We start from the raw sequence: 14,046 nt of genomic DNA, 5'->3' as shown, positions 1-14,046 counted from the left end.
TATACGACGTCGGCGGCGGGTGACGCCGGGGTGGGCCCGGTGACCATTTTCGGCCATACCGAGGCCCGGCCGCCCGGGAAATCACTCGGCCTCTGTCAGTGCTCACTGTTAGCCTCCGGCGACTCGTGGTGACCACGGGTTTTCCCAGGGGAGGACACTGAGTGAACAGACATGAGAGAGGCAGGAGTTGGGCCGGACACCGCGCTCTGCTGGCCGGCTCGCTGACCGCGGCCCTCGCCGTCGCCGCGCCCGGTGCGGCACAGGCCGCGACGAACGAGCCACCGCCGCGCCCGGCCGTCGCCGATCTGAGGACGGGCAGCCAGGCGTGCGCCACGGGCGCGGAACCGACCTACACCGGGACCCGCCCCACCTTGTCCGCCGTCCTGCACGACACCGGGCCGAACAGCGAGGTCGGCGGCGAGTTCGAGGCCCGCTGGACGGACGCCTCCGGCGCCGCGCAGAGCTGGAGCGGCCAGGTGGATGCCAAGTACACCGGCAGCACCTTCCGGCTGACCGTCCCCGACACCGTCCCGGCGAACACCGTCGTCTCCTGGCACGTCCGTGCCCTCGGCGCCACCGACGCCTCCCCCTGGAGCTCGTCGGGTGACGGCGCCTTCTGCACCTTCGTCTACGACGACACCAGCCCCACCGCCCCGGCCGTCACCTCCACCCAGTACCCGGCGGACGGCGTCTGGCGCGACGGCGTGGGCGTCTACGGCGACTTCACCGTGGACTCGCCCTCCGACGACGTCGTGAGCTACGTCTACAGCTTCCTCGGCGGAGCGCAGCGGACCGTCGAACCCGCCACACCCGGCGGCCCCGTCACCCTCACCCATCTGCCGACCGTGTCCCGCCTGGACCGCCTCACGGTCAGCGCGATCGACCGGGCCGGACGCTCCAGCCAAGACACCCACCACGGCTTCGCGGTGAACAGGGGCCGCGCCCCCGTCGCCCACTGGAACCTCGCCGACCCCGCCGGGGCCACCGGCGCCGCCGCCGAGACCGGCCCCGCCGCCCGCGCGGGCAGCGGCGTGACCTTCGGCGCCCCGGGGCCGCGCGGCGTGCAGCCCGCCTCGACCGCCTCCCTCGACGGCACCGGGCACGCCTTCCTCACCCCGGACGCCTCCGTGGTGCCCGCCGGACAGACCTTCGCCGTGAGCGCCTGGGTACGCCCGGCGCGCACCGACCGCGCGATGACCGCCGCCAGCCAGGACACCGGCGGCACCGCCGGATTCACCCTCGGCCTCACCCCGGGCGCCACCGGCCCCGCCTGGTCCTTCGCGATCGGCGGCACCCGCGTCTCGGGCGGCGCGCCGGAGACCGGCGAGTGGGCGCACCTGCTCGGCCAGTACGACGCCCGCACCGGCCAGGCCCGCCTCTACGTCAACGGGGCCGAGGCTGGCACGGTGTCCGGCGCGACCGCGCTCGCGGCCCCCGGCGACTTCCAGCTCGGCCGCGCCGCCGGGCCCGGCCCCGCCTACGGGGACCCCTGGCAGGGCGAACTGGGCGGCGTACGGGTGCACGACCGGGTCGTGGTCCCCGCCGAGGCCGCCGAACTGGCCCGGCGCGCGTACACCACGCTCGGGCGCTGGGCCCTGGAGACCGCCCCCGGCGGAGCCAGCCCCGAGCAGGGCGGCGGCGCGCCGCTCACCCTCGGCCCCGGCGCCACGATCTACCGGGGCGCCGACGGCTCCTGCTCCCCCGAGACCGACCCCGAGTGCGTGCCGCTCCCCACCGCCCTCGTCGGCGGCGGGCACCTCGCGCTGGACGGCGTGACCGGCCACGCGGTGGCCGCCGGCCCGGTCGTCGACACCCGGGACAGCTTCACCCTCGGGGTGGTCGTCCGCCTCGCCGACACCGCGCCGGACCGTCCGATGACCGTGCTCTCGCAGGCCGGTACGCACACGGATGTCTTCAAGGTCCGCTACAGCCCCGCCGATCACGCCTGGCAGCTCGTCATGCCGGTGCGGGACGAGGCCGGGGCGCCGGAGAGGGTGGTCTCGCAGTGGGCCCTGCCGAGCGGCGGACAGGGGCCCGGTCACCGGCTGGCCGTGGTCTACGACGACGCCACCGACCGGATCTCGCTCTATGTGAACGGAAGCCCCGCGTCGGGCGGCTCGGCACCCCTCGCCGAGGGCCTGACCAGCACCGGACCCCTCCAGATCGGACGGGCCGCGGTCGGGGGCGGCTGGGGTGAGTATCTGCGCGGTGCCGTGGACGAGGTCCAGGCGTTCGCCGGCGCACTGGACAGCACGCAGATCCTGTGGCTGGGCGGAGGCACGGACCTCTGACGGACCTCTGACCGACCTCTGAGGGCTTGTGACGGGCCTGTGGCGCACGTCCGGCGGGCATCTCGCGGACCTCAGGCGGACCTCTGGCGGGCGTCCGGCGGGCCGTCCGGCGGGCATCTGACGGAACGCCCGCACCGGGTCGTCGAACCGTCCGGGGCGCGTTGAGCCGCCCCGGGCGACACCCCGGTTCACGCGCGGAGGGGCATCCGCGCGCGAACCGGCGCGTGACCCCCGATCTGAAAGATCGTTCATTCCGGGCGGGGCCCGATCCGCGGCCCCGGTCGACAGCGCCGAGCAGGGCGCTGGACCCGGAACGGAGGTACGCCGGTGGGTGGTTGGATCACCGTCGGACTCGGGGCGGTCGCCGCGCTGTGCCCGCTGTCGCCGGACAGCGGGGCCGCCGTCGCCGTCGATCCCCCGGCGGGGGAGGCGCATGTGGTGGTGTGCGTGCCGGACGCGTGGGTGGAGATCGGGGTGCCGGGCACCGTCGGACCGGACGCGCCCGCCGAACCCCCGGCGGAACCCCACGAACCGCCCACCCGGCGCGAGCCCGACCGGCCGGGCCACCTCGCGTCCCCCGCGCCGCCCGTGCCGCGGCTCCCGGCAGCGGAGGCGGCCGGGCCCACCACCCCCACCCCGCCCGCGCCCGGCGCGGCCCCCGACCCCGGCGACCCGCCCGCTGCCCCGCCACCCCCCGCGGCCGGTCCGGAACCCGCCGACCCCTTCCGCTGGGTCCCCCGCAACCGCCACCGCCCCCCGGCCGCCGAACGGGACGTCCCCGGTGGGCTGTCCGTGGTGACCACCACGACCGTCGTCACCACCCCCGCCATCCTCGCCGCCGTCGCCCTGCGCCCCGGCGCGCGCCGCCGCCGCGGCTGAACCCCCACCCCCCCGTGTCCCACCCCGTACGACCCTTCTGGAGCCCCCTGTGTCCGAATGGCTGATCTACACCCTGGCCGCCGCCGTGGTCTGCGCGTTCGTCGTCGCGGCCACCGTGATGCGGCATCGGCGGGTGGCCGCCGACGAGGACACGTCCGAGACGCCGGACGTGCTGGAGTACATGGTCATGATGGTCGGCGTGGTGTACGCGATCGTGCTGGGGCTGGCCATCGCCGGGGTGTGGGAGGCGCGGGGCGCGGCCGAGGACACCGTGCGCCGCGAGGCGCAGGCGCTCTACGAGATCGATCAGCGGCTGGACGTCTATCCGGCCGACTTCCGCGGCCAGGTGCGCGAGCGGATCGACGCGTACGCCCGGCACGCCGTCACCGCCGAGTGGGCCGCCATGGAGCGCGACGAGGAACCCGGCCCGACCGGCGGCGAGTTGCTGAGCCGGATCCGCGCCGACCTCGCCCATCGCACGCCCGCCGACGAACTCCAGGCCCAGGCGTATCAGCCGCTGCTGGACGAGGTGGCCGCCGCCGACGTGGCCCGGCACGAACGGCTGGACAGCGCCGGGACCACCCTGCCCGGCGTGGTGTGGTTCGGGCTGCTGGGTGGGGGAGTGGTGACGCTGGGGCTGCTCTTCGCCCTCCAGATCCGGCGCTCCACCCGGGAGTTGATGCTCGCCAGCGCGTTCAGCGCGCTGGTCGTCTTCCTGCTCTTCATGGTCTGGAGCTTCGACGCGCCCTTCGGCCACTCGGGCACGGATTCGGCCCAGCCGCTGCGGGACCTCATCTCGACGCGTATCTGAGCCGATCCGACGCCGATCCCGCGACCCCGGGCACGGAACGCGTCCCTCACTGCCCCCGGGCCCGTGCCACAACCCCCCGTTGTGGCACGGGCCCGGGGGTTGTTTGTGTCCGGCCGCCCCGGTCGCTTGGATGGCTGGTCGGAGGGCAGACGCGGGCGACGGGAGGGGGAGCGCGATGGGCCGCTCGCTGGGTCCGGCGTTCGGCCGGTTGTGGGCGGCGTACGCCGTCAGCGCCTTCGGTACGCGGCTGGCCCTCGACGCGTTCGCGATGATCGCGGTGCTGGTGCTGCACGCCGGGCCGACCCGGGTCGCGCTGCTCGCGGCGGCCGGTACGGCGGTCGGAGCGGTGCTGGCGGTGCCGGTGGGGCCCTGGGTGGAGTTCCGGTACAAGCGGCCGGTGATGGTCGGCATGGATCTGGTCCGGGCGGCGGCCCTGCTGACCGTGCCGCTCGCCTTCGCGTGCGGTCTGCTGACCTTCGGCCACCTCCTGGTCGTGGCGGTGGTGGTGGCGGTGGCCGACATCGCGTTCGGCGCCGCGGCCGGTGCGTTCCTCAGGGCGCTGGTGCCGCCCGAGGATCTACTGACCGCCAACGCCCGCTTCGAGTCCACCTCCTGGACGGCCACCATGATCGGGCCGCCGCTGGGCGGTGCGGCGGTCGGGCTGCTCGGGCCGATGGCGACGGTGCTCGCCGACGCCGTGAGCTGTCTGCTCTCCGCGCTGGGCATCCGGACCGTCCCCGGCCGGGAACCCGCACCCCGCCCGGCCCCCGCCGCCGGAAGGGGCCCCGGTGATCTGCTGGACGGCTGGCGCCACCTTCTCGGCCACCCCGTCCTGCGTCCCCTCCTCCTCAACAGCGCCCTCGTCAACGGTCTGATCATGGCCGGGGTGCCGCTCCTGGCCGTCCTGATGCTCGGCCCGCTCGGCTTCGCCCCCTGGGCCTACGCGCTGGCCTTCGCGGCGCCCTGCCTGGGCGGTCTGCTGGGCTCCCGGCTCGCCCGCCCGCTGGTGGCCCGCTACGGGCCGCACCGGGTGCTGCGGGTCGCCGGGACGCTGCGCGTCTGCTGGTCGGTCCCCCTGGCCTTCGTCGGGCCCGGGGCCGCCGGACTGGCCCTGGTCATGGTCGTCGAGCTGGCCCTGATCACCTGCTCGGCCGTCTACGCCCCGGTCCTCGCCACCCGCCGGCTGGAACTGACCGAGCCCGGCCGGACCGCCCGCGTGCTGGCCGCCTGGTCGGTCACCGGGAAGACGGTCACCGCCGCCGTCACGGCGCTGTGGGGCCTACTGGCCGCCGCCGTCGGCATCCGCCCCGCCCTCGCCCTCGCCGGGGTGCTGCTCCTGGCGACTCCCCTGCTGCTGCCGCGGCGGGAGGGGGAGGGAGAGAGGGAGCGGGAGCGGGAGCCGGTCCCCGGGTGACCCGTTCCCGGGTGATCCCTTCCCGGCTGACCCGGTCCCGCGTGATCCCGTCCCGGGTGACCCGGGGGTTGCGCCACCGGTCTCCGGCTGCCCGCCACGCTTGTCGCCGGTCCCGGGTGACCTGGAGGTCGCCGCCGACCCGGTCCCGGCGAACGCCCGGGGGCCGCCGCAGGCCCTGACACCCGCAGCACCGGCTCCACCGGCTGGCTCGACCGGCTCCACTGGCTGGCTCCACCGGCTCCACCGGCTCCAACCTCCCCCACCGGCGAGCTGCTCGCCGGTACGACCGTCTCCACCCCGCCCGGCAGCAGATCGCCCGGGAGGTGTATCACTCCCGTGGCCGCCCCGCGCCGACGGTTCGCGCTCAGCCGACGACCGTCTCCCACGTGTCGACCGCGTAGTGGACCGACATGCCGTTGCGGCCGTACAGCTCGGGTGCGCCCGTGTCGTTGTCCGTGTCGACGCCCAGGCCGATCCTGGCGCGGCCCCGGGCGGCGAACTCGGCGAAGGCGTGGCGCAGCAGGAAGCCGCCGAGGCCGCGGCCCCGGGCCTCGCGCACCACCCCGAGGCCGCTGATCCAGGCCGTGCTGCTGAGGTCGCCGCGGCCCAGCAGGAACCCGGCGTCGCCGAGCCCGTCCACCGAGACGATCCAGACCAGGGACCAGTCGGTCAGCTCCGGGTCGAGGTCGGCCAGCCACTGCGGGTAGGTGCGGGCCTGGAAGTCGTAGTGGTCGACGAAGGTGAGCTGGTCCAGGGCGTGGGCGCGGACCCGGTCCTCCTCGGTCAGGCAGGCCCGCACCCGCACTCCCCGGGGCGCCTCGGGCGCCAGGTCCCGCGCCGGGTCCAGGGGCCGGGTGAGGGTGTGATAGCGGCGTACCGGATGCCAGCCGCGGGGGGTGAGCAGGGCGGTGTCGGTGGTGGTGCGGGTGTTCAGGCCGAGGTGGATCACGGCCCGCCCGGCGCCGTTGGACCGCGCCTTGGCCAGGGCGCGTGCCTCCATCGCCCGCAGCACCCGCTGCCCGGTCTCCTGGTGGCCGGGCAGCACGCAGTGCTCGATGTCGATGCGCTCGCCGCCCGACTCGTCCCACAGCAGCCCATACGACACCAGCCGGTCCCCCTCGAAGCCGAGCCAGGAGTCGGACGCCAGGTCCGTCTCCGGGTGCCGGAGGTCCGACTCGATCGTGTGCAGATCGGTCTCGGGGGTGCCGATCTCGGCGCGGTCGATCGCGTTGAGCAGCTCGGTGATGGCCGGGGCGTCGGAGAGCGCGGCGGGGCGGAGGGACGGCGTGGCTATGGGGGTGGGCATGCCGTCAGGTTCTGTGACGAACGGGACGGAACGCAACGGAATTACCGGCGGCGGACCGCCGGTGACCGTTCTCAGCTCTCCGCCACCAGGGCCGGTGTCGACTTGGTCAGGACCTCGCCGCGGAAGAAGGCCGGGCTCTTCCAGCGCATCACGAACATGATCACCAGGCCGAGGGCGAGCAGCCCCACCCCGATCACGAACACCGAGCCCACCCCGAACACCGAGGAGCCGCTGCCGTACGCCGGGTCCCACATGTCCGCCAGGGTCTTGCCGAAGACCGCCGCCAGCAGCAGCCCGCCGACCACCGGGAACAGCCCCTTGAAGACCAGGTCGCGGCCGGACTTCAGCAGGTCGGCGCGGAAGTACCAGGCGCAGGCGAAGGCGGTCAGCGCGTAGTAGAAGCAGATCATCAGGCCGAGGGCGTAGATCGTGTCCACCAGGACGTGCTCGCTGACCAGCGTCATCAGGGTGTAGAACACGCCGGTCGCCACACCCGCGGTGACGGTGGCCCGGCCGGGGGTGCGGAACCGCTCGTGGACGCGCGCGTAGGACGCGGGCAGGGCCTCGTAGGTCGACATGGCGAGGACCGTGCGGGCGACCGGGATGAAGGTGGTCTGGAGGCTGGCCGCCGCCGACGCCAGGACCGCGACGAACAGCAGCACGCCGAGGCCGGGGCCCATGATCGGTCCCGCCAGCGCGGCGAAGACATTGTCGGAGGTCTCCGGGTTGGCGAGCCCGAGGCCGCTCTCCCCGGAACCGACCACCATCTGCGCGGCCACCCCGGTGGCCAGGTAGGAGCCGACCAGGACGACCATGGCGACGAGCGCCGCGCGGCCCGGGGTGCGGTCGCTGCCGCTGGTCTCCTCATTGGCGGTGAGACAGGCGTCCCAGCCCCAGTACATGAAGATCGACAGGGACAGGCCCGCCGTGAACGCGGCGAAGGACTGGACGGCGAACGGGTTCAGCCAGGACCAGGAGAAGTCCAGGGAGGTGGCGAACTCGGCGCTGCCCGCCTTCGAGAACGCCATCGCCACGAAGACCGCCAGCACCACGAGCTGGAGCGCGACCAGCGCGTACTGCACGCCCTTGGTCGCCGTCATGCCCCGGTAGCTGATCACCGTGGCGATGGCGATCAGCGCGAGACAGGTCAGGATGTGCACCGCCTTGCTGTCGTCCAGCGCGGCCACCGACGCACTGCCGGTGATCTCCCCGGCCAGCAGCCAGAAGTACGAGGTCGCCACGCCCGCCAGGTTCGACAGCACGATGATCGTGGCGATGACCAGGCCCCAGCCGCACATCCAGCCGACCTTCGGGCCGAATGCCTTGACCGTCCAGGTGAAGGAGGTGCCGCAGTCCGGCATCGCCCGGTTCAGCTCGCGGTAGGCGAAGGCCACCAGCAGCATCGGCAGGAACCCGGCCAGGAACACCGCCGGCATCTGCACCCCGACCTCCCCGGCCGTGGAGCCGAGGGTGGAGGTGAGGCAGTAGACGGGGGCCACGGTGGAGACACCGATGACCGCGCTGCCCAGCAGGCCGACGGAGTTCCCGCTGAGGCCCTTGGTGCGCATGCCGTCGGCGGGGGCCCCGTCGCCGTGGTCGGTGGCCTGGGGCCGTACGTCCAGCTCAGTCATGAACAGGACGTTAAGCGGTGCGGTTTCCGTGGTTCCGGTTGTGGGGGGTGGGGGGTGTGAAGGGTGAGGGGCTGGTATTCGGGTGCTGTTTGCTTCCTGTGCCTCTGATTGCAAGGGTTGTTGGGGGTTTCTGTTGTTGCTTCTCAAGGTTGACGAGGGGTGTCCGATATGCGGTTATCGAAGTTCGGGAGGAAATTCGGGGCGTCGGATTTTCCCGTGTGGGCTGCGTCACATTTCGTGATCATCTCGATATCACGGTCCACGCGTGCGCGCGCATACAGTGTCCGTGCTCAGTGGATCAAGGTGCGGGGAGTGAACAGTGCGGGTGGCGCAGGGGGCGAGAACGGCGGTCGCGGTGGCGGTCGTGGCGGCGGTGGTGGTGGCGGTGACCGGGTGCTCGGGCGGGGGTGGTGGGGATGGCGGTGGTGATGACCGGGAGGCTTCCGGCGCTGCCTCGGCCGGTGCTTCGGCGGACGCGGTGAGTGCCGCGCCCGCCACCGGGGTGAAGAGCGGGGGGACGCTGGGCGGGGCCGGGTCGGCGTGCGAGCTGCCGGTCACCTTCGACTTCGCGCAGGAGTGGAAGGCCGACCCCGTCGAGTTCCTGTGGGAGGTGGGACCCGTCTCCGTCGCCTGCGAGATCGACGCCAAACCGGCCGGGCACCTCGGTTTCGTCCGGGTCTGGACCGGGGCGCCGGGCGACGACGACCCCGAGGCGGTCCTCGCGGCCCATCTCGCCGAGGAGACGGGTTCGACGAAGAGCGGGATGCGGTACCGCCCGTTCGAGATCGACGGGGTCACAGCCGTCGAAGTCACCTACACCACCACCGACGACCTCGGTGAGCGGCCGGACCGGGCCTTCGCGCTGCCGACCCCGGACGGCCCCGTCGTCATCAGCCTCGACGCCCCCGACGCGGACGAGCACCGGGCCGTCCTGCCCGCCTACGAACTGGCCAAGCGCACGCTGCGCCTCGCGGACTGACCGGCGGGGCGGGGTCGTCCGTCTCGTGCTCTTCGGGACGCCCTGCCGGGACCGAGGGTGGGACGCCCCGCCGGAATCGAGGGCGAGGTGCCCCGCCGGGACCGAGATCGAGACGGCCCGCCGGGACCGAGGGCGAGATGCCTCGCCGGGACCGAGATCGTGATGCCCAGGCCGGACTCAGCGGGGTGCCCCGGCTGGACTCGGCGGGAGCGAGCGGCCGGACTCGGCGGGACAAAAATGACCGGTGGCCCGGGCGGGTGCCGGGCTACCGTGAGCCGGGTGACCGAAATCCATGGCACCCGGGTCGTCCTGCGCACCAGCGAACCCGGCGACATCCCGGCCCTCGCCGCCCTCCGCGCCACCCCCGAGGTCGCCGAGCACTGGCGCGGCGGCCCCGACCTGGCCGCCGACATCGCGGAGGACCTGGCCGACCCCGGCACCCACTGCCTGACGGTCCGGTACCGGGACCGGATCGCCGGAATGATCCAGTGGTACGAGGAGAGCGAGCCCGACTACCGGCACGCCGGGATCGACATCTTCCTCGACCCCGCCACCCACGGCGCCGGACTCGGCACCGACGCCGTTCGCACCCTGGCCCGGCACCTCGTGCGCGACCTCGGCTTCCACCGCCTCGTCATCGACCCGGCCGCCGACAACGCCCCCGCCATCCGCTGCTACACCAAGGTCGGTTTCCGGCCGGTCGGTGTGATGCGGCAGTACGAGCGCGGCGCCGACGGGACCTGGCACGACGGGCTGCTGATGGATCTGCTCGCCGCCGAACTGGTCGACGAGGGCGCCGGGTAGCGTCAGGTCGGGTGGAGATCAGGTGGAGATCAGGTCCGGTCGGGTCCGGCCCGCCCCGGTCAGATCCGCCCCGGTCAGGTCCGGTCAGGTCCGCCCGGTCGAGTCCTCGCGGCGGCAGAGCAGGAACAAGTGCGGCTCCGGGCCTGCCTCCGGGAGCGCCGGGGTGAACAGCGCCTCCTCCCGCTCCAGCACGGTCAGCCCGGCCTCCGCCACCAGCGCGGCGACCTGCCCGGCGGAGAAACTCGTCGCCCGGACCGGCTGCCCCAGGAACACCACCTCGACGTCCTCGACCTCCAGCGGGATCGTGGCCAGCACCAGATGACCGCCCGGCCGCAGCGCCTCGGCCAGCCGCCCGATCAGACCGGACTGCTCGGCGCGGGTCATCTGGAGCAGCGAGAAGTAGACGCAGACCGCGTCGAACCGGGCCCGCGGCAGCGGCAGGGCCCTGATGTCCGCGCACTCGAACGACGCCCCGGGCACCTGCCGGGCGGCGATCTCCACCATCACCGGCGAGATGTCGATGCCCCGCACGTCATGGCCCGCGGCGGTGAGCGTCTCGGCGGTCGGCCGTCCGGTGCCGCTGCCGACATCCAGCACCCGGCTGCCCGGGGCCAGCCGTTCCAGCAGTCGGTCCAGCGAGCGGCGGTGCGGCTCGGAGGCGGCGAAGGCGTCCTCGTAGGCGGCTCCGATCGCGTCGAAGGTGACGGCGGCGGGGGGTCTGGGCGGGGCCTCGGTCACGGTGCGGTTCCCTTCGTCCGGGGAGTGGAGGGCGTACAGAGGGCGGAGTGGGCGGAGTGGGAGGGGAGGGAGGGGTGGGAGGGGATCGTCGGGGAGGGGTGATCCCGGCTGCCATCGTCCCAGCGCGGGCGGGCCGGTGCGACCGGTTCGCGGTTGCGTGTCGGTGCCGGGGCAGGCAGGGTGCCTGCGTGGCCACCCTGCTGATCGTGCATCACACGCCCTCGCCCCACTGCCAGGCGCTCTTCGAAGCCGTCGTCTCCGGCGCGACCGACCCCGACATCGAGGGGGTCGACGTGGTGCGGCGGCCCGCACTCGGGGCGACCGTCCCCGATGTGCTGGCCGCCGACGGACTGCTGCTCGGCACCCCCGCCAACCTCGGCTATCTCAGTGGGGCCCTCAAGCACTTCTTCGACCAGATCTACTACCCCTGTCTGGACGCCACCCGGGGCCGCCCCTTCGGCTCCTGGATCCACGGCGGCAACGACACCACCGGCGCGGCCCGCGCCCTCGACACCATCACCACCGGCCTGGGCTGGCGGCGGGCCGCCGAGCCGGTCACCGTCATCGGCGAGCCCGGCAAGGGCGACCTGGAAGCCTGCTGGGAGCTGGGCGCCACGCTCGCCGCCGGTCTGATGGAGAGCTGAGCCGGCGGCCCGACACCGGCCCGGAGGGCTCACCCGCGCCAGCGGTACCGCCGCTCCGGCCGCCCCGCCACCCCGTAGCGCAGCGCCACCTCCGCCGTCCCGACGGTGTGGAAGTACTCCAGATAGCGGCGGGCGCTGACCCGGGACACCCCGGTGAGGGTCGCGCACTCGGTGGCCGAGAGCGTGCCGTCGGTGTCGCGCAGGGTCCGCTCGACCAGATCCGCCGTCTCCACACTCATCCCCTTGGGCAGCCCGCCGCCCGCCGGACCCGAGCCGCCCGACAGCACCCGGTCCACATCCGCCTGGCTGCGCACCACCGTCGTCAGCAGCCGCCCGCGCTGGGCCGCGTACCGCTCCAGCCGGGACTGGAGGTCCTCGAACTCGAACGGCTTGAGGAGATAGTCGACCACCCCGTGCCGTACCGCGCCCCGCACGGTGTCCGCCTCCCGGGCCGCGCTGATCACCATCACATCGCAGTCGTGCCCGGCCGCCCGCAGCCGGGGGATCACATCGAGGCCGAACAGATCCGGCAGATACAGATCGAGCAGCACCAGATCGGGGCGCAGTTCGTCGGCCGCCACCACCGCCTGCTCGCCGGTACTGGCGACCCCGACGACCCGGAAGGGCCGTACCCGCTCCACGAAGGCGCGATGGACCCGAGCCACCATGAAGTCGTCGTCCACGACGAGGACGTCCAGGGTCTTCCCGGGCTGCGCCGGGCCGTTCGCCGCGGTCATCTCCTCAACGCTCCTTCCGTCGCCCCGCCGGTGAGGCGACCGACCGTCATCCGCGCGGTGAACTGGGCGCCCTCGGGGGTGTTGGTCACCGCGATCTCCCCGCCGTGCCGTTCACAGACCAGCCGGGTCAGGGCCAGCCCGACACCGCGCTCGCCCTCCCGGGCGGCCTTGGTGGTGAAGCCGTGCTCGAACACCTCACGCGCCAGCTCCGGCGCCACCCCGGGCCCCGAGTCCCGTACGACGATCTCCACGCCGGAGGCGTCCTGGCGGATGTCGACCTCGACCCAGGCGTCCCGGTCCTCCTCGGAGCCCGCCGGGGCCGCCGCGTCGACCGCGTTGTCGACCAGATTGCCCACCACGGTCGCCACATCGGCGGCGTCCTCCGGGGCCAGCCGGCCCAGCGCGGTGGCGTCGGAGATCCGCAGGCTCACCCGTCGCTCGGCGGCCAGCGACGACTTGGCGGTGAGCAGCGCCGCCACCGTCGTGTCCCGCACCCGGCGGCTCAGGGTGACGTCCAGCGACTGGCGGCGCAGGCTCAGCGCCCGGATGTAGCGCACCACCTCGTCCTGCTCGTCGATCTGGATCAGCCCGGAGATGGTGTGCAGTTGGTTGGCGAACTCGTGCGCCTGGGCGCGCAGCAGCTCCGAGGAGCTGCGGAAGGAGCCGATCTCCCGTTCCAGGCGGGCCAGTTCGGTGCGGTCGCGCAGGGTGGTGACCGAGCCGAGAGGGCGGCCGTCCTTGGTGACCGTCATCCGGTTCATGACCAGGATCCGGCCGCCCCGGATGACGACCTCGTCGCGTCGGTCAGGGGCGTTGTCCCGTCGGTCGGGGGTGTTGTCCCGTCGCACGGGGGTGTGGCCGGGGCCGTGCTGGCCGGGGGCGTGGCCGTGGCCGGTGGGGGCCGTCACCCCGGTACCTCCCCGGTCGGACGACGACCCCCCGTCCCGGCCTCCCGTGAGCACATCGCGGAGTCTGCCGTCGATGCCCAAGGCGTCCAGTCCGCGTCCCTCGCAGTCCTCGGGCAGCTCCAGCAGCCGTCGGCCCACCTCGTTGACCAGGGTCAGCCGGTGCTGCGGATCGAGCGCGACCACGCCCTCGGCGATGCCGTACAGCATGGCCTCCCGGTGCTCGGCCAGCCCGGCGATCTCGCGGGGCTCCAGGCCCAGCGTCTGCCGCTTGATCCGCCGGGCCAGCAGCCAGGAACCGGCCAGCCCCAGCCCGCTGGCGATACCGAGATAGGCGATCAGAGAGGAGGAGGCGTTGCTCAGCCGCTCCCAGACCGTGGGGGACTCCTCACCGATCATCACCGTGCCCAGCACCTGCCCGACGCTGCCCTCCTGCTCCCCGAGGACCGGCACCTGCGCGACCCGCTCCCGGCCGTCGCCGAGGGACAGCTCGCCCGACCAGCCCCGGTCCGGCTCGGCCGCGGCGCCGGACCCGCGCGGCAGCGGCTCACCGATCACCGTCGGGTCGGTGGAGCTGACGATCAGACCGCCCGCGTCGGCGATGGTCACGGAGGTGACCCCGGACTGGGTCTGGGTGGAGTTCACCAGCGGCGCCAGCGCCTCGCGCGGCAGCAGCGGCTGGGCGAGCTGGCCGCGTACCAGCGGCGTCGCCGCCAACTGCTCCGCCAGCGCGGTCACCCGGCGCCCCTCGACCCGGTCGAAGGTGGCCTCCGACTGCGCCAGCGACACCGCCGCGACCGCGACCAGCACCATCACCACGATGGCGAGCTGCAACACCAGCATCTCGCCCGCGAGGGTGTGTCGGCGGAACGTGGCGGCCATGGCGGGTCAACCTCATCGTCATATG

At 73.9% G+C, this 14,046-nt stretch carries 12 protein-coding genes; 7 read left to right on the top strand and 5 right to left on the bottom strand.

Going from position 1 to position 14,046, the window contains the following annotated elements; translation table 11 throughout:
* The first annotated feature begins 161 nt into the window (after nt 1-161).
* The 4 genes from AB0O01_RS34710 (at nt 162) to AB0O01_RS34695 (ending at nt 5,395) form a co-directional block, all read left to right on the top strand.
* Entirely contained in the window at nt 162-2,291 is a 2,130-nt protein-coding gene (locus AB0O01_RS34710; RefSeq protein ID WP_365319845.1) for a LamG domain-containing protein, read from the top strand.
* 327 nt (nt 2,292-2,618) lie between these two features.
* Nucleotides 2,619-3,170, top strand: coding sequence for a hypothetical protein (locus AB0O01_RS34705; protein ID WP_365319843.1), 552 nt, complete (start codon nt 2,619-2,621; stop codon nt 3,168-3,170).
* A gap of 49 nt (nt 3,171-3,219) precedes the next feature.
* On the top strand, nt 3,220-3,981 hold the full coding sequence (locus AB0O01_RS34700) for a hypothetical protein (protein ID WP_365319841.1): 762 nt from the start codon (nt 3,220-3,222) through the stop codon (nt 3,979-3,981).
* A gap of 175 nt (nt 3,982-4,156) precedes the next feature.
* Complete coding sequence (locus AB0O01_RS34695; protein ID WP_365319839.1) at nt 4,157-5,395, top strand: MFS transporter; 1,239 nt, start codon at nt 4,157-4,159, stop codon at nt 5,393-5,395.
* Between the two features lie 364 nt (nt 5,396-5,759).
* On the opposite strand, the gene AB0O01_RS34690 is transcribed toward AB0O01_RS34695, so the two are convergent.
* Both AB0O01_RS34690 and AB0O01_RS34685 read right to left on the bottom strand, forming a co-directional pair.
* Complete coding sequence (locus AB0O01_RS34690; RefSeq protein WP_365319837.1) at nt 5,760-6,701, bottom strand: GNAT family N-acetyltransferase; 942 nt, start codon at nt 6,699-6,701, stop codon at nt 5,760-5,762.
* 71 nt (nt 6,702-6,772) lie between these two features.
* Nucleotides 6,773-8,332: an APC family permease gene (locus tag AB0O01_RS34685; protein WP_365319836.1), complete on the bottom strand. Its 1,560-nt coding sequence runs from the start codon at nt 8,330-8,332 to the stop codon at nt 6,773-6,775.
* A gap of 319 nt (nt 8,333-8,651) precedes the next feature.
* Here AB0O01_RS34685 and AB0O01_RS34680 point away from each other — a divergent pair, with 319 nt between their 5' ends.
* Both AB0O01_RS34680 and AB0O01_RS34675 read left to right on the top strand, forming a co-directional pair.
* Nucleotides 8,652-9,311 (top strand): lipoprotein, encoded by a 660-nt coding sequence (locus AB0O01_RS34680; RefSeq protein WP_365319834.1) that lies wholly within the window; start codon nt 8,652-8,654, stop codon nt 9,309-9,311.
* Between the two features lie 279 nt (nt 9,312-9,590).
* The gene (locus AB0O01_RS34675) at nt 9,591-10,115 is read left to right on the top strand and encodes a GNAT family protein (protein ID WP_365319833.1); all 525 of its coding nucleotides are present in this window, start codon (nt 9,591-9,593) and stop codon (nt 10,113-10,115) included.
* An 84-nt stretch (nt 10,116-10,199) separates the two neighbouring features.
* On the opposite strand, the gene AB0O01_RS34670 is transcribed toward AB0O01_RS34675, so the two are convergent.
* Nucleotides 10,200-10,853 carry a class I SAM-dependent methyltransferase gene (locus AB0O01_RS34670; protein ID WP_365319832.1) on the bottom strand — a complete coding sequence of 218 codons (654 nt, stop codon included), beginning with the start codon at nt 10,851-10,853 and terminating at the stop codon, nt 10,200-10,202.
* A gap of 188 nt (nt 10,854-11,041) precedes the next feature.
* Between AB0O01_RS34670 and AB0O01_RS34665 the strand changes: the two genes are divergently transcribed.
* Nucleotides 11,042-11,497 carry a flavodoxin family protein gene (locus AB0O01_RS34665; protein WP_365319830.1) on the top strand — a complete coding sequence of 152 codons (456 nt, stop codon included), beginning with the start codon at nt 11,042-11,044 and terminating at the stop codon, nt 11,495-11,497.
* A 29-nt stretch (nt 11,498-11,526) separates the two neighbouring features.
* Here the strand turns inward: AB0O01_RS34665 and AB0O01_RS34660 are convergent, their stop codons facing one another.
* Complete coding sequence (locus tag AB0O01_RS34660; protein ID WP_365319828.1) at nt 11,527-12,234, bottom strand: response regulator; 708 nt, start codon at nt 12,232-12,234, stop codon at nt 11,527-11,529.
* On the bottom strand, nt 12,231-14,021 hold the full coding sequence (locus AB0O01_RS34655; RefSeq protein WP_365319826.1) for an ATP-binding protein: 1,791 nt from the start codon (nt 14,019-14,021) through the stop codon (nt 12,231-12,233). Before AB0O01_RS34655 ends, AB0O01_RS34660 begins: the two co-directional genes overlap by 4 nt.
* Nucleotides 14,022-14,046: the final 25 nt, after the last annotated feature.

The organism is Streptomyces sp. NPDC093252, assembly GCF_040683675.1.
Taxonomy (GTDB): domain Bacteria; phylum Actinomycetota; class Actinomycetes; order Streptomycetales; family Streptomycetaceae; genus Streptomyces.
The sequence above is the reverse complement of the archived record's forward strand: the minus strand, read 5'-3'. Positions and strand labels throughout refer to the sequence as shown.